The 19,476-nt window shown below is 44.7% G+C and carries 17 protein-coding genes; 11 read left to right on the top strand and 6 right to left on the bottom strand.

The genetic code is table 11. From position 1 onward, the window contains the following. Positions 1-30: 30 nt before the first annotated feature. The 4 genes from A8806_RS18990 to A8806_RS18980 all read right to left on the bottom strand — a co-directional run bounded on the left by A8806_RS18990 (position 31) and on the right by A8806_RS18980 (position 6,032). A complete protein-coding gene (locus tag A8806_RS18990; RefSeq protein ID WP_109732744.1) occupies positions 31-1,212 on the bottom strand; it encodes a MerR family transcriptional regulator in 1,182 nt (393 codons plus the stop codon). Between the two features lie 63 nt (positions 1,213-1,275). Next, positions 1,276-1,419: a hypothetical protein gene (locus tag A8806_RS26290; protein WP_181368790.1), complete on the bottom strand. Its 144-nt coding sequence runs from the start codon at positions 1,417-1,419 to the stop codon at positions 1,276-1,278. A 144-nt stretch (positions 1,420-1,563) separates the two neighbouring features. After that, entirely contained in the window at positions 1,564-3,852 is a 2,289-nt protein-coding gene (locus A8806_RS18985) for a YhgE/Pip domain-containing protein (RefSeq protein WP_109732743.1), read from the bottom strand. 68 nt (positions 3,853-3,920) lie between these two features. After that, positions 3,921-6,032 carry an efflux RND transporter permease subunit gene (locus tag A8806_RS18980; RefSeq protein WP_109732742.1) on the bottom strand — a complete coding sequence of 704 codons (2,112 nt, stop codon included), beginning with the start codon at positions 6,030-6,032 and terminating at the stop codon, positions 3,921-3,923. Between the two features lie 311 nt (positions 6,033-6,343). On the opposite strand from A8806_RS18980, the gene A8806_RS18975 reads away from it, so the two are divergent. Further along, positions 6,344-6,949, top strand: coding sequence for a TetR/AcrR family transcriptional regulator (locus A8806_RS18975; protein ID WP_109732741.1), 606 nt, complete (start codon positions 6,344-6,346; stop codon positions 6,947-6,949). 55 nt (positions 6,950-7,004) lie between these two features. On the opposite strand, the gene A8806_RS18970 is transcribed toward A8806_RS18975, so the two are convergent. Then, positions 7,005-8,609, bottom strand: coding sequence for a response regulator (locus A8806_RS18970; RefSeq protein ID WP_109732740.1), 1,605 nt, complete (start codon positions 8,607-8,609; stop codon positions 7,005-7,007). A gap of 11 nt (positions 8,610-8,620) precedes the next feature. Continuing rightward, on the bottom strand, positions 8,621-10,351 hold the full coding sequence (locus A8806_RS18965) for a cache domain-containing sensor histidine kinase (protein WP_109732739.1): 1,731 nt from the start codon (positions 10,349-10,351) through the stop codon (positions 8,621-8,623). A gap of 210 nt (positions 10,352-10,561) precedes the next feature. Between A8806_RS18965 and A8806_RS18960 the strand changes: the two genes are divergently transcribed. The 10 genes from A8806_RS18960 (at position 10,562) to rplA (ending at position 19,271) form a co-directional block, all read left to right on the top strand. Next, the gene (locus A8806_RS18960; protein ID WP_181368789.1) at positions 10,562-11,902 is read left to right on the top strand and encodes an FAD-dependent oxidoreductase; all 1,341 of its coding nucleotides are present in this window, start codon (positions 10,562-10,564) and stop codon (positions 11,900-11,902) included. Between the two features lie 94 nt (positions 11,903-11,996). Further along, positions 11,997-13,286: an ABC transporter substrate-binding protein gene (locus A8806_RS18955; protein ID WP_109732737.1), complete on the top strand. Its 1,290-nt coding sequence runs from the start codon at positions 11,997-11,999 to the stop codon at positions 13,284-13,286. A 114-nt stretch (positions 13,287-13,400) separates the two neighbouring features. Beyond that, the gene (locus A8806_RS18950) at positions 13,401-14,315 is read left to right on the top strand and encodes a carbohydrate ABC transporter permease (RefSeq protein WP_181368788.1); all 915 of its coding nucleotides are present in this window, start codon (positions 13,401-13,403) and stop codon (positions 14,313-14,315) included. A 20-nt stretch (positions 14,316-14,335) separates the two neighbouring features. Further along, positions 14,336-15,178, top strand: coding sequence for a carbohydrate ABC transporter permease (locus A8806_RS18945; RefSeq protein ID WP_109732735.1), 843 nt, complete (start codon positions 14,336-14,338; stop codon positions 15,176-15,178). A 726-nt stretch (positions 15,179-15,904) separates the two neighbouring features. Beyond that, the gene (locus A8806_RS18935; RefSeq protein ID WP_109732733.1) at positions 15,905-16,891 is read left to right on the top strand and encodes a Gfo/Idh/MocA family protein; all 987 of its coding nucleotides are present in this window, start codon (positions 15,905-15,907) and stop codon (positions 16,889-16,891) included. Between the two features lie 232 nt (positions 16,892-17,123). Beyond that, positions 17,124-17,273, top strand: coding sequence for a 50S ribosomal protein L33 (gene rpmG / locus A8806_RS18930; RefSeq protein WP_109732732.1), 150 nt, complete (start codon positions 17,124-17,126; stop codon positions 17,271-17,273). 22 nt (positions 17,274-17,295) lie between these two features. After that, positions 17,296-17,496: a preprotein translocase subunit SecE gene (gene secE / locus A8806_RS18925; protein WP_109732731.1), complete on the top strand. Its 201-nt coding sequence runs from the start codon at positions 17,296-17,298 to the stop codon at positions 17,494-17,496. A gap of 24 nt (positions 17,497-17,520) precedes the next feature. Next, positions 17,521-18,039, top strand: coding sequence for a transcription termination/antitermination protein NusG (gene nusG, locus A8806_RS18920; protein ID WP_109732730.1), 519 nt, complete (start codon positions 17,521-17,523; stop codon positions 18,037-18,039). Positions 18,040-18,091: 52 nt separating this feature from the next. Further along, the gene (gene rplK / locus A8806_RS18915; protein ID WP_109732729.1) at positions 18,092-18,517 is read left to right on the top strand and encodes a 50S ribosomal protein L11; all 426 of its coding nucleotides are present in this window, start codon (positions 18,092-18,094) and stop codon (positions 18,515-18,517) included. A gap of 61 nt (positions 18,518-18,578) precedes the next feature. Further along, positions 18,579-19,271 carry a 50S ribosomal protein L1 gene (gene rplA / locus A8806_RS18910; protein WP_109732728.1) on the top strand — a complete coding sequence of 231 codons (693 nt, stop codon included), beginning with the start codon at positions 18,579-18,581 and terminating at the stop codon, positions 19,269-19,271. Positions 19,272-19,476: the final 205 nt, after the last annotated feature.

Here is a 19,476-nt window from a genome sequence, read left to right as displayed (position 1 = left end):
GTTTTTACAAATTCTTTTAAACCGGCAAATCTAAAGCGTGCAGATAAATACCCCGGCTTCCTTTGTAATATGGAATCCGCCGGTGGTTTTCCTCTTCACATAAGAGCGGAACTCCTTATAATGGTCCAGAATATACTGGTTCTGGTTGCCGTGGCAGGAGAGGATGTAGGAAATCAGCGGCTCTGGTTCCGGTATGACGAGGGAATCCTCATATAGCTGCCATTCAATCTGTGAGAAATATGGTTTCAGTATACCGGTGCCGTTTTCGCGGCCGAATTTGTTATACAGCTTATCGGCTGACAATACAATCCGTTCATCAAAGCCTTCCACCAGCCGGCTGACTTCTGCCATATGGCGCCTGCTGTAGGCACTGCAGAGGAAACGCCCGCCCGGTTTTAGGATACGCTGTACTTCCCTGCATACCTGGGGAATATCTTCGCAATAGAAGAGAACGTGGTTTGCGATGATCAAGTCCATACTGTTGTCCCCACATGGGATATGGCTGCAGTCAAAAACCTGGAAAGAGAAGCGTTTGTCATACGCTCCGATGGCACGTCTTGCGTCACGCAGCATCCCCTCGGAAATATCGGAAAGCAGGATTGTGGCTGACTTTGGAATCGAATCCAGATTGTCCTTCCAGAGTGTACCGTCACCGCATCCGATTTCCAGTATATGCATCCCGTCTTCGATCCTGCATTGTTCGTAAATCCACGGGAACCACCCCTGGGGATTCTGGGAGTACAAGTTATGGAGATTGATTCTGGCGGAGATGTTTGATGCATTCTGGTACTGGTTTTTCAGACTGTTTTCCATCCCGGTCAGATGGATCAGGTTCAGCATCTGGCTCCAGTCAATGTGGTGTTCCTTCTGAATGGCGCTTGCGGTATCCTGGATTGCTTTTTCTACCAGCTGCATCTGTTCGATTCTGTCCTGCACCAGTTTCAGTTGGATGTTCAGGGAATTCAGCATGAAATGGTAGTCGGAATCGTCAATTGTCATTTCGCGGATGTCATCCAGAGAAAAACCAAGGTATTTCAGAAGCAGGATCTGCTGCAGACGGGCGAAATCTTCATCTGTATAAAAGCGTGCGCCTGCCTCGCTGACATAGGATGGCTTCAGGATATCCTGTTTATCGTAATAGCGGATTGTGCGCAGTGTAACATGGGCCATGCGCGCAAATTCGCCGGAAGAATAGTAACCTTTTTTTTTCATTGCATATTTCCTTTCATAATAAGGATATTATAAAGGGAAAAGATTGGTGAGGCAATGGATAAATCAAAATCCGGTATGGCGGCGCAGGAATTTTTCCTGCTGTTCGTCATCGATCATTCGGTCATATGGTGTACTGCAGTGCAGGATGCAGAATAAGACAAATGTAATCAGGCAGAATAATAAAAAACAAAATATAAAATAAAACATACAGCCCCTCCCTATGATATTCGTATATATCATATTATATGCAGAGATACGTGCGAATAATCAGGTTTGGGGATTTTATTCACGCGGACAGCGGGCCAAAGCCGGATAAGTCTGACTTTGGCCCGCTGTCCGCGGCGTATTTGACTATTTATTTGTAACAAAAACGAATTTAACTTCTCCGTCCATGTGATCGGAGATGCCTGAGAAATTCTTGTAGCTTCTGGAAGCGTCTGCCATATCGTTCAGCTTATCCAGAAGTCCCTGAATATCGCCGTCGAATGCGCTTACCAATTTTTTGATTCCCTCTTCGTTGAATTGGATCATGCCGTCATTTAATGTCTTAGCCCCTTCATCAAGCTGTTTCACACCATCGATTAAGGCGCCGGAACCGGACTGGAGTGTCTGGATACCGGAAGAAAGTGTGCCTGCACCGGTGTTTAGTTCCCCGGCACCGGCGGATAACTGGGAAGCACCGGCGGAAACACTCTGTGCACCGGCGTTGGCTTCTGCCATTTTCTCGTTTAATGTTCCGGCACCTGAGTCAACCTGTGAGGCGCCGGCGGAAAGCTGCTTCAGCCCGCTTGCGAGGCCGTTGTCACCATCAATTCCGGCGCGGAGGGCGGCAGTTCCGTCCTTAAGTGTTTCCACTCCGGAATTTACCTGCGTAATCAGGCCGGATGTGGGATCGGTGATGCTGGCATTCAGTTTAGCGGTTCCGTCAGCAAGGTCGGAGGCACCCTGGCTGAGCTGCGGGGTGGAGGCCGCGAGTTCGTTTATGATCTGGCTGGTGCTTCCTGCACCATAGGCAACATTATTTGCACCTTCGGCGAGTCCGGCGGCCAGTTCAGCCTGCTGGCCTAAAGTCCCGGCAGCACTTTGGATGTTAGACATGTCATTACTCAGGACGGTAATAGTATTACTAATTGCAGTCTTCTGATCTTCTGAGAGTGAAGTGCCCGCATCCAGAAGGGTCCGAAGTGTTCCAATGGCTTCGCCTGTATTAGTGGCAGCTGATACAGTTGCGTCAGTAACTGCCGTGACGGTCTGACTGATATCGCCAGCCACCGTTGCAATTTTCTGTGCTCCGTCTGCCGTGCCTGCTGCAATGGCGGTAAGGCTCTGGCCGCCTGTTTGATCGGTGCCGGAATTGATTACCTGATTTAGATAAGCGGCGCCGTCTCTGAGGTTTGCGGCCCCGGCATCCAGTGTCTGTACCCCGCTGGTGAGTTCGGAAAGCCCGTTTCCCAGCTGTTTCTGCATCTGTGCAACGCCGTCATCGAGCTGGATGATACCCGGAAGGAGCCGGCCGGCAGTCTGATCGGCAGCGGAGGCAAGCCCGGCATTTAAGGCCTGGGTGCCTTCCTTCAGTGTTCCGGTTCCGGAAAGCAGCTGGTTCGTTCCGTCTGCCAGAATACTGCTCCCGTCTGAGAGGGCATTGCTCCCGTCCAGAAGTGACGCGGTCCCGTTTTTCAACGTGGTGCCGCCATCTGAAAGCTGGCTGATTCCATCTGTGAGCGTTCCGGAAGAGGACAAGAGTGTATCCAGTCCCTTCCTGAGTTCTCCGGAACCGTCGACTAACTGGTTGGCAGAGTCCTGAAGCTTATTCATGGAACTTTTCAGGTCAGAGAGAGAATCAAGTTTATCCATATCCAACTCATTGAAGATCTCGTTCGTGGCAATGGTGATTCCTTCTGCTGCTTCATAGTCAGTTACATCAGCCTCCAGTTCGAAGTAATCCGGGATATCCAGATCACTTACACCAAGGCTGGATTCCAGTTCTGGAAGCCCCATGCCGAGCACCATGTCCCTGTCCCCGTCGGAAACCAGCCTGCCGTTTGTGACTTTAGTATTTGTAAATTTATCACCGTCGAGGATCAGTCCTGTGATCATAAGGAAAGGAGTATAGTCTTTCCCGGAAGTTCCGGTCGTATTTTCATACTGATAGCGCATAACAAGGTGGCCGCTTTTACCTTCCAGATCTCCGGCACTGATATTTTTCCCGTCCAGCTTGTAAGTGATTTTTACACCAACGGGAAGATTCTGGCTTGTGGTGCCCTGATAGCAGATGTCTTTGCTGTCGCCGGTCCAGGTTATGGCATTGCTTTTCTGGGAAAATGTCTCATCCCCCTTAACATTTTCTATGTTTTCCAGAGTAGACACATCCTTGATTTCCTTTTCATCCGTGATGTTTTTCAGCTGGTCAGATACAGTGACTGAAGTTACGGTGCCGCTGCCGTCAATTTTCGCATAAACAGTTTCATCCTTTATAGGTTTCACGTCGGAAGAGGCGTTTTCCTGTGTCCGGGCGGCTGCCTCTGTAGTTACCGTGTTTTCTTTGGCGCAAACGGTAGAAGGAACACCGGCCAGTGTGCCGGTCACCATTGTCATTGCCAGTATAATTGCAACGAGTGTTTTATATTCTCTGTTTTTCATATTAGTTAACCTCCTGTTATAGATACCTTGTTTTTAAACTTTGTGGAAAATCCATCCGGTAAAATTATTTAAGCGTTTGCACAGGCCTCATCGGAAGCCTTCTCTTTTTTCTTCAGGCATACCCTCATATCTTTTGTTGTTGCGCAGATTACCTTGTCAAATACCATCAGCATAGACGGCAGGATAAAGATAACCGTGAACATACTGATGACTGCACCGCGTGCCATTAACGTGCAGAGTGCGGAGATCATATCGATATCGGAATAGAGTCCGACACCGAATGTTGCGGCGAAGAATCCGAGTGCGGAAACGATGACTGAACTGACAGAGGCGGAGAGGGCGATTCGTATGGATTCTTTTTTCTCTTTTCCTTTGCACCGCTCTTTTTTATACCGGGTCGTCATCAGGATTGCATAGTCGACGGTAGCCCCCAGCTGGATCGTTCCGATGACGATAGATGCAATAAATGGCATCTTTGTGCCCGTAAAATACGGAATTCCCAGGTTGATGAAGATCGCAAACTCGATGACAGCCACAAGAATGACCGGCAGTGAGATGGATTTAAATACAAGTGCAATAATAATGAAAATGGCAATGATTGAGATTGCACTTACAACCTTGAAGTCCTTATCCGTAATCGTGATCAGGTCTTTGGTACACGGCGCCTCCCCGATCAGCATGGCGGAGGAGTCATATTTCTTTACAATACTATTCAGCTGCGTGCACTGCCGGTTCACCTCGTCGGTTGCAACCTTATATTCCGACTGTACGAGGATCAACTGCCAGTCTCCGGCTTTTAATGTATCGGTCAGCTCATCCGGGACCACATCCCGGGGGATGGCCGAACCTAAGAGGCTGTCGAGGCCGAGTGCAAACTTTACACCTTTTACATCGGACATCTCATTTAACATTGCCTTAGCCTCTTTTGGCTTCAGAGCTGCGTTCGCGAGTACCATGTGCGTTGCATTCATGTCAAATTCATCGGACAGTTTATCATTTGCCTTGATGCTCTCCAGATATTTCGGGAGTGTGGCGTCCAGATTATAATAAACCTCTGCCTTGGTATATCCCCATAAAGCAGGTACGAGCAGCACAATAAACGCAAGAACAAAGACTTTAAAGTGTTTCGTAATAAACTTTGCCGGTTTTTCCATAGGAGGTATCAGAGAACGGTGTGTCGTTTTCTGAATTGCCTTGTCAAATATGAGTATAAATGATGGCAGTATTGTAACGCAGCAGATGACGCCAAATACAACACCTTTCGCCATAACGATTCCGAGGTCTTTGCCGAGCGTAAAGCTCATGAAGCAAAGGGCGATGAAACCGGCGACCGTAGTCACGGAGCTTCCAATGACGGAAGCAAAGGTGTTGGAAATGGCATGAGCCATTGCACGTTCCTTATCGCCCGGGAATCGCTGCTGGTTCTCCTGATAACTGTGCCACAGGAAGATGGAGTAGTCCATCGTGACTCCCAGCTGCAGGACCGCGCTTAATGCCTTGGTAATGTAAGATATCTCGCCAAGGAAATAATTACTACCCATATTATAGAGGATCGCCATTCCAATACTCAGCATAAAGAACAAAGGAAGTATCCAGCAGTCCATGAACAGAGAAAGGACGATACAGCTTAAAACAACAGCGATCAATACGTAGATCGGGGTCTCTTTCTCGGAGAGCTGTTTGATATCAGTTACAACAGCCGACATGCTGCTCAGATAACACTGCTTATTCGTAATGCTCCGTATTTCTGTAATGGCGTCCATTGTTTTATCGGCCGAAGTCGTATCATCAAAGAAGATCGCCATAAGTGTCGCATTATCCGTTTTGAATACATCCTTCAGCTTATCCGGCAGAACATTGATCGGCAGCGAAGTGTCAGCGATAGAATCGTACCAGATCACATCCGCAACTCCGTCGACCCCCTCGATCTTTTCCTTGACTGCGGCCGTATCCTTTGTGCTCATACCTTCCACAACTTCCATTGCAAAGGCGCCTTTGCCGAAATCATCCATTAAAATGTTCTGCCCTTTCATCGTATCAATATTATCGGGCAGATAATAAAGAATGTCGTAATTGACCCTGGTTTTTAAGAATCCCAGTGCCGAAGGTATCAGAAGTAAAACGCCGAGTATCAGGATGACCACCCGATACTTCACAATTTTTTTACCTACCTTGACCATGTGTAATGCCTCCCTTTTTAAATTAGTGATTCTGCATACTTAACTGTGAAATAAAAACTCATAAATCACATCTTCTAAATGTTTATGACTAACAGTCATTTTTTAAGACTAAAAGTAATATACTGCAAAAATGACCAAAAGTCAATAATTTTAATGCAAAAAGTTGACTTTTGGTCATTTTGAAATTATAATTAAAAAATAAGGTGTATTATCCCGCCGGAATACTGTATAATAGTGTTTGTTCAGAACAATAAACACATAGCAGCGAAAGATGCGTCGAGAGAGTACACAACGAAAGAGTGGGAAAAACTATGGGAAAAGTTGACGAAAACAAACAACAGAAATTAGAGTCCTTGTTCAAAAGTGCATATGACCTCTTCCTGACACAGGGAATCTCCAAAACATCCATCCACGATATCGTTCAGAAAGCAGGCGTGGCAAAAGGAACCTTCTATCTATACTTCAAAGACAAATATGAGATACGGGACAGGCTCATTGCCAAGACCGCCGAAAAACTATTCATGGCGGCAAACAATGCACTTGAACAGGCCCGGATACCAGAATTTGAAGACAAAATCATCTTCATTGTAGATTATGTCCTGGACGAGATGGTAAAAAGCAAAGCCGTCCTGAAATTCGTATCAAAGAACCTGAGCTGGGGAATCTTCAGGCAGGCAATCACAAAGAACGATACAGAAACAGACATGGACGTAATGGGATTTTTCAAAAAAATGGTAAAAGAAAATCCCGAAGTTAAATTAAAAGCACCGGAAACCATGCTGTTTCTCATCATAGAACTGGCAAGCTCGACCTCCTACAGCACAATACTGGAGAACGATCCGATCAGCTATGAGGAACTAAAACCATATTTAAACGAAAGCATAAGAGCTATCATACGAAACCATATTATAGGATAAGAACGTTTTGGTACACCACTAAACTCAATTGGGGACGTAGTATAATTGAAAAAGTCTACGTCCCCAACTTAATGAATTCTCTGTACTGGCCGGGGGTGTATCCGGTCTTTTTCCGGAATAGCTGGCTGAAATAGCGGGAGTCTGTATACCCGACATTTGCCGCCACTTCGTATATTTTCAGATTGATATCCTGCAGGTATTTCTTCGCAGCCTCTATTCTCACATCGATAATATATTCTTTTATTGAGGTTTTTTCCATATTTTTAAATAGTGTACTGAGATAGCAGGCCGATAATCCGATATCGTAAGCGATCGATTCTAAGGAAATGTCGTGAGCATAATTTTCCTGAATGCAGGCTTTTGCTTTGTCGATCAGTTTGCGGCTTTTGTTCGTGCGCAGCAGTTCGATTTCTTTTATTGACCGTACAATATAGTTGTTGAGTATCTCCTTGATCTCTTCTAAATTCGCAGCCCCCTTTATTTCTGCAATAACTTCCTGTGACGGGGCCTTCTCGAAATCGAATTCCTGGTCCAGTGCATTGGAAAGATAGTAGTATAGCTCCAGAAATTTGTTTGTTGCGAGGTTTCGATCGCCGTGCAGCTGCAGTACATTGAGATAGTAGATATTGAGGTACTGTCCAGCGTTCCGGGGGTCGCAGAGCTTTAAATGCTTCAGAAGATCTTCCTGTATGTATTTAAAGTTTGGAAGGACCTCACCTGTATTCCTCAGTTCTACATCTGTGATGCAGATGATCTCATTGAAACCGATATAAAAGGAGTACTTACTGGCTGCTATGGCGTCTTTTACGGACTGGCGCAGATACGCAATATTATGAACAACAGTGGACAGCCCGATGGAGAATTGCTGCTGATAGTTAAAGTCTAAATACTGGCGGATGCGTTCTGCGAGGTGACAGCATCTGTTGTGCATATCTTCGTTATTTGTTCCTGCAGAAGATAAAATAAGTGTAATTGAGTTTGTGTCATAAAAATAAATTGTCTTAAAATAGTCCCCAATAAATAGTGTAATCGTCTGGGCAAGTCTCGAGACGTTCATGAAATCTTTTTCGATTTCCGCGGCATCACTATCCTGTGCAAAGGAGACATAGAGAGACTGGTAAGACTCGTTGAGAATATCGATGTTAAACAGGCGGAATGTAGAATCTATGATGTCCAGATGATCCATATTCTCACGTATGATCTTGAAAAACCACTCCTGCATTAAGGGCAGGCATTCTCTTAGCTGCTCTTTCAGCATAAAATCTTTTGTCTCTTCTTCCTTTTCTGCTTCCAAAAGTGCATTCACCCGGGCCAGCTGGTCATAAAGGTCCTTCTCATGGATTGGCTTCAGCAGGTAGTTAAATACATTATAGCGCAGCGCCTTCTGAGCATAGACAAAATCATCGAACCCAGAGAGGATGATGATTTTTGTGTGAGGCATCGTCACACTTAAAGTATCACACAGATCCAGACCGTTTGAGGTTCCCATGCGGATGTCTGTGATCACCAGATTGGGGTGTGTTTCCCGGATGATGGTAAGTGCCTGTTCGCAGCTGTTTGCCGTCCCGACGATTTTGTGCGGGATGTCAAAAGATGATATGATTTTAATTAAATGGTGGATAATAAGCTGTTCGTCATCCACTAAAACAATATTCAACATGATTTTCCCTCCTATAAAACTTCTTTATCAATGCGTATGTTTGCGGTGACGCCACCGTCATCATTCTCTTCATAAGAAAGGCCGGCGTGGTCACCGTAACAATTAGCCAGACGCTGGTAAACGTTTTGAATGCAGTAAAAATTCACATTGTCCTCTTTGTAGAGCGTTCTCTGGCGGACCAGATAGTTCAGCATCTCAATATCACTTCCCCATCCATTGTCGGAAACGGAAAGATACAGACAACTATCCGTTTCCTTTACGGTAATGGTAATCTCACCGATTTCTTCCATATCCTTAAAACCATGTACAATGCTGTTTTCTACGAGCGGCTGCAGGATGAGTTTGATGATTCTGTAGTCAGGCAGCGGGGAAGGCAGGTCAAGGTGCAGGCGGATTCTGTTGGCATACCGCAGTTTTTGAATTTCTACATAAGAGCTGACCTGTTCAATCTCCTTTTCCAGTGTAATGTAGTTATTGCCGTTATTCAGGCTGCTGCGCAGGAATTTGCCGAGGCCGGTAACCATCATAGCTGCATGGCAGTTGTCATCGGTGGCAATTAAAGCACTGATTGACTCCAGCGTATTGTAAATGAAATGCGGATTCATCTGGGACTGCAGCGCCGCCATCTCGGCCTGTTTGAACTTGAGCAGTGTCTCTTCCCTGGACTTTATCAATTCTTCATTCTTTTCAAGCATGCCGTTATAAGTATCATACAGTTGGTTGACCTCGATGCAGTTGTGCAGGTTCCGGCTGTCTGCTGGTTCCATTTTCTGCATATACAGGCAGAGCCGGTGCACCGGCTGAGAAATTTTACGGCTGCTTTTCCGGGACAGAAACGCAGCTAATATTAGTGTAAAAGAAAAAACAAGCCCGATCAGCAGGAGGTTTTGGAGAGTATTGCGGTAAAGTTCCCAGAAGCTTGTGACTCCGATCACTTCCCATCCGTCAGTTATGATTGGAAACTCAACGAGCAGGTGCGTCATGGAAAGCCTGTCTTTCTTATCAGGAAGACTGTCGCTGAGAAATTCAGGGATTTCCGCATAGGGATGGAGCAGTAGTCCGTCAGCGTCAATTAGTGCGTATCCTTTATCTCCGAAGGAGATCGATCCGAGATGCCGGATCAGCTTTTCGATCGTGACGTTTGCCTTAATCACTCCGAGCTGCCGGGATACATTGTTAACATCATAAAAGATCCGTGCCGCACACAGTGTCGGTTTCTTAAATGTATCCATATCAACGAACCAGTACGTGTGCCCCTTTGCCTTCAAGGTGTTCTGAAACCATTCTGAGGAGGAAGCGCTTTCGGCAGAAAAAAGCGCATTGCTGTATTGGGAAGCACCTGAAAAAGTTGGAAGGAAATTGTCTGGTTCATAGACGAAGATCTGCACAGAGTCCAGATTCTTCTTAAATAAATCAACAGAGAACAGCGTTTCGTTAATCTTTGTCAGCAGGGAAGCGCTCGGGTGTTCATTCAGGTCTTTAATTTTATTCTGCAGTTCGGAGTTGGCATGTGTCAGTGTCAGATAGTCTTCAATCATCTGTGTATGGTTATTGATGTTAATCTGTGCCTGCTTCAGAGATTCGTACATGTTTTGCTTCTCGTTAGCAAGCGTGTTTGCTGCATCAATGATGGCACTGAATATACTGATCAGCAGGGCGGCGGTAATAATCAGATACATATAATTACGGAACAGTATTTTTTCAAATCCTTTTTCGATTGATTTTTTGCCGAAGAATTTCATAAATCTCTCCCTCCTGATCCTGCAAAGTTATCTATGTTTGAATTATACCTTTTTCCAACGACGAAAGAAAGCGTTTGAAGAAAGTCGAAAGAAAACAAACAAAATAGAAAGTTTACCGTATTTTATTCTATATGAAATTAAACTATGATTCTATTATACCCTTCAGGGAAAGTCATCCGGATGACAGAAAATAGGAAAAGAGGTTGTGATATGTACCGTCAAAAATATGATGTAATTGTTGCAGGCGGAGGCACTGCCGGGATAGCGGCGGCTCTTTCAGCGGCAAGGTCAGGGGCACATGTACTGCTCATCGAAAAAAATGCGTATGCCGGCGGGACAGCCGCGTCAGGACTTCCGTTCGTAGATTTTTTTAACAGGAACGGCAGGCAGGTTGTGGCGGGTGTTGCCGAAGAACTAATGAACCGGCTCTTTCAGGAGAAAGCGTCACTGGGGCATATACGCACAAGCGGCGGGCATCTGAATTCTGTGACGATGATTGATCCGGAGTGGGTAAAAATCATTGCTGAGGAGATGCTTTTGGAGAGTGGCTGTGATATCCTCTACCATACATTTGTATGCGCCGCTGAAGTAGAAGGAAATTGCCTGAAAAGTATCGTGGCTGCCAATAAAAATGGTTTGACAGAATTTCATGCGGGCTGTTTCATCGATACAACGGGGGATGGTGACCTGGCGAAGTTTGCAGGGGCAAAATACCATCAGGGCAGGGAAAGTGACGGATTGTGCCAGGCGATGAGCCTGTTGTTCAAACTGGGAGATGTGGATGTAGAACGGGCGACGGCGCTGTTTTCTGAGAATCCGATTAAGGCATGCCCGGTCGGCGGCGACCATGAGTATAATCTACACATCAGTGGAAAATTAACAAATTGGAATGATATCATCCTGAAAGAGGAGATTTTCCCGCATCCGGACCATAATATCTGGGCGGGAACAATGAGGGAAAATGAGCTCACCTACGTGAATACGATTCGGGTAAGTGAAAAAAACGGGGCTGATGCGTACGAACTTTCCGAGGCAGAAATAGAAGGAAGAAGACAGCTAAAGAAAGTAATCCGTTTCTTAAATAAACATGTCCCGGGTATGGAAAAGGCGCATATTACAAGCATTCAGAACGGAATCGGCATAAGGGAGACAAGACGGATCGACGGGGAATATGTTCTGACAGGACAGGATATTATAGAGGGCAGGAGATTTGAAGACTGTATTGCACGAAACGGCTACTGTATTGATATACATGATCCGAAAGGACAGGGGTGGGGCGTATCGCGCATACAGAGTGAAGAGCAGAGCTACGATATCCCGTACCGCTGTATCGTTCCAGAGAGGATCGATCATCTGCTTGTAGCCGGAAGATGCATTTCCACAACAGCTGAAGCATTAGCATCTACAAGGATCATGCCGTCCTGCATGGCGCTCGGACAGGCAGCAGGAACAGCGGCAGCAATGGCGGCAGAGCAGGGACAGGTACCGAGAAATCTCGATATCAAACATTTACAGGCAGTGTTAAAGAAGGATGGGGCTGTGATAGAGTAACCAAAAAACATGACTGGGCATTCCCGGATAATCCGCAGCACTAGGATGAAAGGGGTCCCGGAGTATTTACAAACAGGAAAAGAGGAGAAAGTGAATGAAAAAGAAAATATTGAGTCTGGTATTATGTGCGGCATTAGCGTTCGGTATGACAGCATGTGGTTCATCTGAAAAAGAAAAAAAGAGCGATTCTTCTGCGGAAGAAGTCGTGCTGGAATTTCCAAGCTGGCAGGCTACAGAGCCGGGATTTCAGGAATTTTGGGAAGAAGCGGTGGCGGAGTTTGAAAAAAGACATGAAAATGTAAAGATTAATTTATACCAGGTGCCATTTGACAGTTATGTAGACACACTTACGACACTGTATGCGGCAGGCACTGCACCGCAGATTACACATATCCCTTCCCGTTATTTTGCACAGTTTTCGGATATGGGCTGGTTTGAACCGCTGAGTGACAGACTAAAGGAAACGGACATACTGACCAACTGGAGCAGTCTTCAGGACGGACTTCAGGCGGATGGGGAATATTATGGGGTACTTCTGCTCGGAAATGGCTACTCTATGTATTATAACAAAGCGATGTTCGACGAAGCAGGAATTGAGATCCCGACTGACATCGACTCATTTATGGAGGCGGCAAAAACGCTGACCAAAGATGAAGATGGCGACGGGGATCCGGAAGTATATGGATTTGGTGCATGCCAGGTTACGGATACAAATTTTTATAACGAGGCAACTTCTTTTGTCGTAGGTATGGGCGGAAAATGGTCGGAAGACGGTGACCTTTCTCCTATGACCTCAGATCCTACAAAAAAGGCCCTGAAATTATACCAGTCTTTATTCCAAAACAATTATACTCCGGTAGGCCTTTCCGTGGAACAGAAACGCCAGTACTTTGTAGAGGGCAAAATGGCGATGATCTTTGACGGACCCTGGGTTGCATCCCTGATTGACAGCGCCTCCGATGAAATCAAGCCGAACCTTCTTGTATCCACGATTCCGTTTGAAAATGTTCCGGGTTCTGTAAGCAATAGCCTTCATATCCCGGCGACAATCAGCGACGAGGAGAAGGAACTTGTATGGGAATTTATCCAGATGGTTGCAGAAGATGACTTCCAGAAACTGTATATGGAAAAAGTGGGTTCCCCGTCTCCAAGCAAAACGGCAATTGACGATGAGATACTGAAAGAAAACCCGTTCCTTGGACAGTTTGTAGAGGATGCAGAAAAAGCGCAGGAAATCCTTCCTTCCGGTTATGAAAAAGACTATGGAGAATTTACACAGTATATCATCGATGGTGTGATGACGATGGTGACAGACCCTTACGCAGATGTCGACAAAACATTAGATGATATGAAGACAAAGATTACAAATGAATTGGGAGAGTAGAACAAGGGGCTGCCTGAAATGGCAGCCCGGATTTTTAACGGGGTAACCGCCGGACACGGATTTCCGGAACTTAAATTCCGGATCACCAGGATAAAGATAATGGAGGTGTTTCACTTGACTACTAAAATAAAAGCTCCGAAAACGAAAAGTGAGAGAAAAAATCATACAATGGCGGTTGCGTTTGCTCTGCCGGCAGCAGTCTTTTCTCTTGCGTTGATTATATATCCTTTATTTACAACGATAAAATTAAGTTTTCAAAATGTAAAATTTATCGGAAGCCTGACAGACGATACATCTGGATTTACAGTTCAAAACTATACAAAACTGTTTGCAAATTCTGATTTCTGGAGTGCATTGGGAAGATCCATATTATTCACATTCATTGCATTATCGGTATCTTTTTTGATAGGACTCGGACTTGCACTGCTGCTGAACAAGAAGTTCCATTTTCAAAAGCTCGTACGCACACTGATTCTGCTTGCATGGCCGATTCCCGGTGTAATCGTGGGCCTTCTGTTCACCTGGATGTTTGACGGGAACTATGGGATCATAAATGTAATACTAAAATCCCTACATTTGATTGACCAGAATGTAAAATGGATCTCCACCGGAAACACTGCAATGATCACTGTCATAACGGCAGCCATTTGGAAAAGTTATCCCTTTTTTACACTGACCCTGCTCGCGGGGCTGAAGGGGATTTCAGAAGACTACTATGAGGCGGCAAGCATCGACGGGGCAAATGCATGGCACCGGTTTACAAAAATTACACTTCCTGCGCTTCAGTCCGTGATTGTGACATCCCTTTTGCTGAACGGTCTCTGGATATTCCGCAACTACGACCTGGTCTATACGATTACCGGCGGCGGGCCGAATCAGGCAACAGAGACACTGCCGCTCCTTTTGTATAATCAGGCATTCAAATACTATAACATGGGGTATGCATCTACAATTGGGATGATAAGCCTTCTGGTGTGTTCCGTGTTTGTAGTTCTGGCGATGCCGTCTCTCAAGAAACAATTTTATTAAGGAAGAGGAGGGGAAAAGGTATGAATACATATCATAACCAAAAAGCCAGACGTATGGGAATGTATGCTTTAATCATCCTTGCGGTAGTAGTGCTCGCATTTCCGCTGTACTGGATGGTTGTGACATCATTTACAACAAGGAGTGCACTGCTTGAAAATGTAAGAGTACTGCCCAAATTAGGAAATATGACATGGAGCAATTTCACGAAAATTCTGGATACCCATCCTATACTGACCTGGTTTGGAAACTCAATTTTTGTCACGGCATTTAGCACGGTTGTAGCAATTATTGTATCTACAATGGCGGCCTACAGCATGTCCAGATATAAGTATAAATCCACGAATTTTCTGGGGTTTTTCCTTTTGGTTGTCAGGATGCTTCCGGAAACACTTCTCGTAGTGCCTTTGTATATGATGTTTACAAACATGAAACTGATTAATAATTACGCCTCACTGATCATCAGCAATATTACATTCATTATCCCATTTTCCACATGGATGATGAAGGGGTACTTTGACAGTATCCCCCATACACTGGAAGAAGCAGCGAGAATAGACGGATGCAGCCGGCTTCAGGCAGTGCGCAGGGTAATCGTACCTCTGGCGGCCCCAGGGATTGCGGCAACGGCCACATATTCCGCGATACTTGGGTGGAGTGAATTTTTATTTGCCCGCACGTTCATTACCCAGCCCGGCAAGTGGACGATCACGGTGGGAATTTCATCCCTCATGGGCGAGTATACGATTATCTGGGGGGAGGTCATGGCAGCAGCGGCAATTTCTATTATACCGATTGCATTAGTATTTATCTTCTTGGAAAAATATATGGTGGCGGGAGTAACAGCAGGAGCCGTTAAGGGGTAGGTGCACCTAGAAAAGGGCAGATAGCTTGGCGGGTGGAACGCCCGCATGGCAAGGTGTAGCGGGTTAGTACTGAGAGAGTAAAATCTTTGCAATATAAATATTTCTGTTAATTCCAAGTAAGATTGCGGTTTAATTCTTTGTGTAAGCAAACATATTGCAATCAACAATAGTACGGTAACAAAATTAGTTATTTTTATGAAAAATAAAGAAGAGTCTGCCATTGTTTTTGGGGCAGTCTCTTCTCTATTTAAAATATTATTATTTCAATCCTCAGGAATTTTCCTGACAAATAAATTATAACGTATATCTTTCTAATATTCAATAATATTTTAAATAGAAAGAACTGCTTCAATTGACACCCTTGGTAAATTATGCTATATTGATTTCAAGAAACAATCGTGTTATAGGGTGTGTTGGCCTCATTCTATTTAGAATGGGGGTGATGCCTATGAAAAATCATTTTGATTTTAAGGATATTATGACCTTTGGTCTATTCCTTTTGGCATTGCTTACATTCGTTTTTACGTTTTGTAAGTAACTACATAGAAAAACCACCCTGATACTTGGCAGTTGCGGGTGGTTTTCTATCTTCATATCTGGCCAACCCCTTGTGGGCGGTTGTTTCTCTTTGTATTCTTATAATAACAGATTCAGGTAATTTATTCAAGATATTTTATAATAGACAATGGCAGATAGCTTTAGACAAAAAAATGTGGAGGTAGAAGAATGGAAAAAGCATGTGTGAAATGGGGTGTTCTAGGCACTGCAAATATTGCATGGGAGCAGACCCTGCCGGGAATGAAGAAAGCATATAACTGTGAATTATACGCAATTGCAGGAAGAAATCCTGAAAAGGTAAAAAAGTTTCAGGAAGAGTTTGGATTCGAAAAAGCGTACGATTCCTACGAGGAACTTCTTGATGACGATCAAGTGGATGCCGTCTACATACCGCTTCCGAACCAGCTTCACAGGGAATGGGCAGAGAAAGCGGCGAAGAAGAAAAAGCATATTCTTTGTGAAAAACCGCTTGCAGTTACGGCACAGGATGTAAAAGAACTTGTGAAGGTATGTAAAGAAGAAGGGGTACTCCTGATGGAGGCGTTTGCTTATCTGCACAGTGATGTGACGCAGGAAATATTGCAGAAGGTACACGACAAAGTAATCGGGGAGCCGAGGTTTATGGAGTCCTGTTTCTTTACAACAGACTATACAAATGACAACATACGCATGAGAAAAGAAACGTATGGGGGCGGAACCTATGATCTGGGCTGTTACAATATCAGCCTGATTCTGAAAGTGTTTGGGGAAATGCCCAGCCAGATTAAGGCATTGGGCAGTTTTATGGGAACGGGAGTGGACGATTTTTCTGCCGCATATTTCACATTCCCATCCGGGGCAAAGGCAAGCGCTCTTCAGGGAATGTGCTCCCCGCAGCGTGCAGACCGCTATTTCATATATGGAACGGAAGGAACCATCGAAGCACCTGTAAGGTATAATCAGGAAGGTGATGTTACATATTATATCCATAAAGATGGCATGACCGAGACATGCCACGTATCAGTCAAAAGCAATTACCAGCTGGAGACAGAACAGTTCGGCCGGTGCATTCTGGACGGAGAGGATCCTCTTGTATCAAATGAATTTTCCGTTAAGACAGCGGAAGTCATAGATCGGGTTCTGGAGGAGATCGGGTATATGGAAACTGTGGGATAGTATATAACAGAGTAAAAAAGCCGTTTTGGTACACCACTAAAGTCAGTTGGGGACGTAGTATAATTGCAAAAGTCTACGTCCCCAATTAAAGAAAAAGGCTTGACTTCTATATGTTCTCTATGGTACAATGCTCTAGCGAATGGAAGTAGGTCTTTTTTTTATGCCTAAAATTAGATGGCTTCGCAACCATCATGTAACACGTAGTGAATAAGAAAAAAGCGAGGTGGAAGTTGTGCGCACAAGAATCACATTGGAATGTACAGAATGCAAACATCGTAACTACAACATGACCAAGGATAAGAAAACACATCCGGAGCGCATGGAGACTAAGAAGTACTGCAAGTTCTGTAAATCACACACACTGCACAAAGAGACGAAATAGTCGTTGGAAGGAAGTGGATGTCATGGGTGAAAAAACAGCCAAAACTCAGAAGAAGAGCTGGTTCAAAGGGCTTCAGGCAGAGTTTAAGAAAGTCATTTGGCCAGACAAGAAAACACTTGCAAAACAGACCACGGCAGTCGTTTCAGTTTCTTTACTGTTAGGTGCATTGATTACGATAATCGATACAATCCTAAAGTATGGAATTGATTTACTGGTTAAATAACAGCCGTAGCAGAAAGGTGATTTTATGTCAGAGGCAAAATGGTATGTAGTTCATACCTATTCCGGGTATGAAAACAAAGTGAAAGCTAATATTGATAAGGCAATTGAGAATCGTCATCTGGAAGATCAGATTCTGGAGGTTCGGGTTCCCATGCAGGAAGTTATTGAGCTGAAGAATGGTGTCCAGAAAGCAAGCCAGAAAAAGATGTTCCCGGGATATGTTATGATTCATATGTTTATGAATGATGACACTTGGTATGTAGTTCGTAATACCAGAGGCGTGACAGGATTTGTTGGTCCTGGATCCAAGCCGGTGCCGCTTGAGGAAGAGGAAATGAACAGACTCGGAATCAGGCAGGAGAACGTCATAGTAGGCTTTGAGGTTGGCGACACCGTGACCGTGTTAAGCGGAGCATGGGAAGGAACTGTCGGAGTCATTCAGTCACTGAATGAGCAGAAGCAGAGCCTGTCTATCAATGTAGAGCTGTTCGGTCGTGAGACGCCCGTAGAGCTAGGTTTCGCAGAAGTAAGAAAGATGGATTAAAAACCGTGGGAGGGATACATGTCCCGCCAATACCACAAGGAGGTAATTAAAAATGGCAAAAAAAGTACAAGGTTATATTAAATTACAGATTCCAGCTGGTAAAGCTACACCAGCACCACCGGTAGGTCCTGCACTTGGACAGCACGGTGTTAACATCGTTGAATTTACAAAGCAGTTCAACGCAAGAACAGCAGACCAGGGCGACCTGATCATCCCTGTTGTTATCACAGTATACAGTGACAGAAGCTTCAGCTTCGTGACAAAGACACCACCGGCAGCAGTTCTGATCAAGAAAGCCTGCAACATCAAATCAGGTTCAGGCGTTCCGAACAAGAACAAAGTTGCTAAGATTACAAAGGCTCAGTTAGAAGAGATCGCAAAGACTAAGATGCCTGACTTAAACGCTGCAACAGTAGAGGCAGCTATGAGCATGGTAGCTGGAACCTGCCGTTCTATGGGCGTTGTTGTTGAAGACTAAACGAAGTTGAAATAAGTGGGAGGGGCAAGATCCCGCCAATACCACAAGGAGGTTATTTGAAATGAAACGAGGAAAAAAATATATCGAAGCTGCGAAACTGATCGAGAGAGGAAATCTTTACGAGAAGGCAGAAGCAGTATCATTAGTAAAAAAAGCAGCAGTAGCTAAATTTGACGAAACAATCGAAGCTCATATCAGAACAGGTTGTGACGGACGTCATGCAGACCAGCAGATCCGTGGTGCAGTTGTACTGCCGCACGGAACAGGTAAGAAGGTTCGTATCCTTGTATTTGCTAAGGATGCTAAAGCTGAAGAAGCAAAGGCGGCAGGAGCAGATTACGTAGGTGGAGATGAACTGATTCCGAAGATCCAGAACGAAGGATGGTTCGAATTCGACGTTGTTGTTGCTACACCTGACATGATGGGCGTTGTTGGACGTCTCGGACGTGTACTCGGACCAAAAGGTCTGATGCCAAACCCGAAGGCAGGAACAGTTACAATGGATGTAACAAAAGCTATCAACGACATCAAAGCTGGTAAGATTGAGTACAGATTGGACAAAACAAACATTATCCATGTGCCGATCGGTAAAGCATCATTTACCGAAGAACAGTTAGCGGACAACTTCCAGACGCTTATCGATGCAATCATCAAAGCAAAACCGGCAGCTGTAAAAGGTCAGTACCTGAAGAGTGTTACACTGACATCAACAATGGGACCTGGTGTGAAAATCAACCCAATGAAGCTTGCTTAATTTGTATATAGATTTGATGAAATAGTGTGATAAATAGAGAACTGCTGTAGTATTTCTGAGGAATCAGCGATACTGCAGCAGTTTTTTTGATGTTGGTAAAAGTGTAAATATTAAATCTAAAAAGCTAATATTTTTGAATTATCCCTGCCCTGTTGAAGTTTAGGACAGGGTTTAGTTTACATAATTTTTGTATTATAATGAATAA

Source organism: Faecalicatena orotica, from assembly GCF_003149245.1.
GTDB classification, from domain to species: Bacteria; Bacillota; Clostridia; order Lachnospirales; family Lachnospiraceae; genus Faecalicatena_A; species Faecalicatena_A orotica.
Note: the sequence above shows the minus strand (reverse complement) of the source record. Positions and strands in the feature narration are given on the sequence as shown.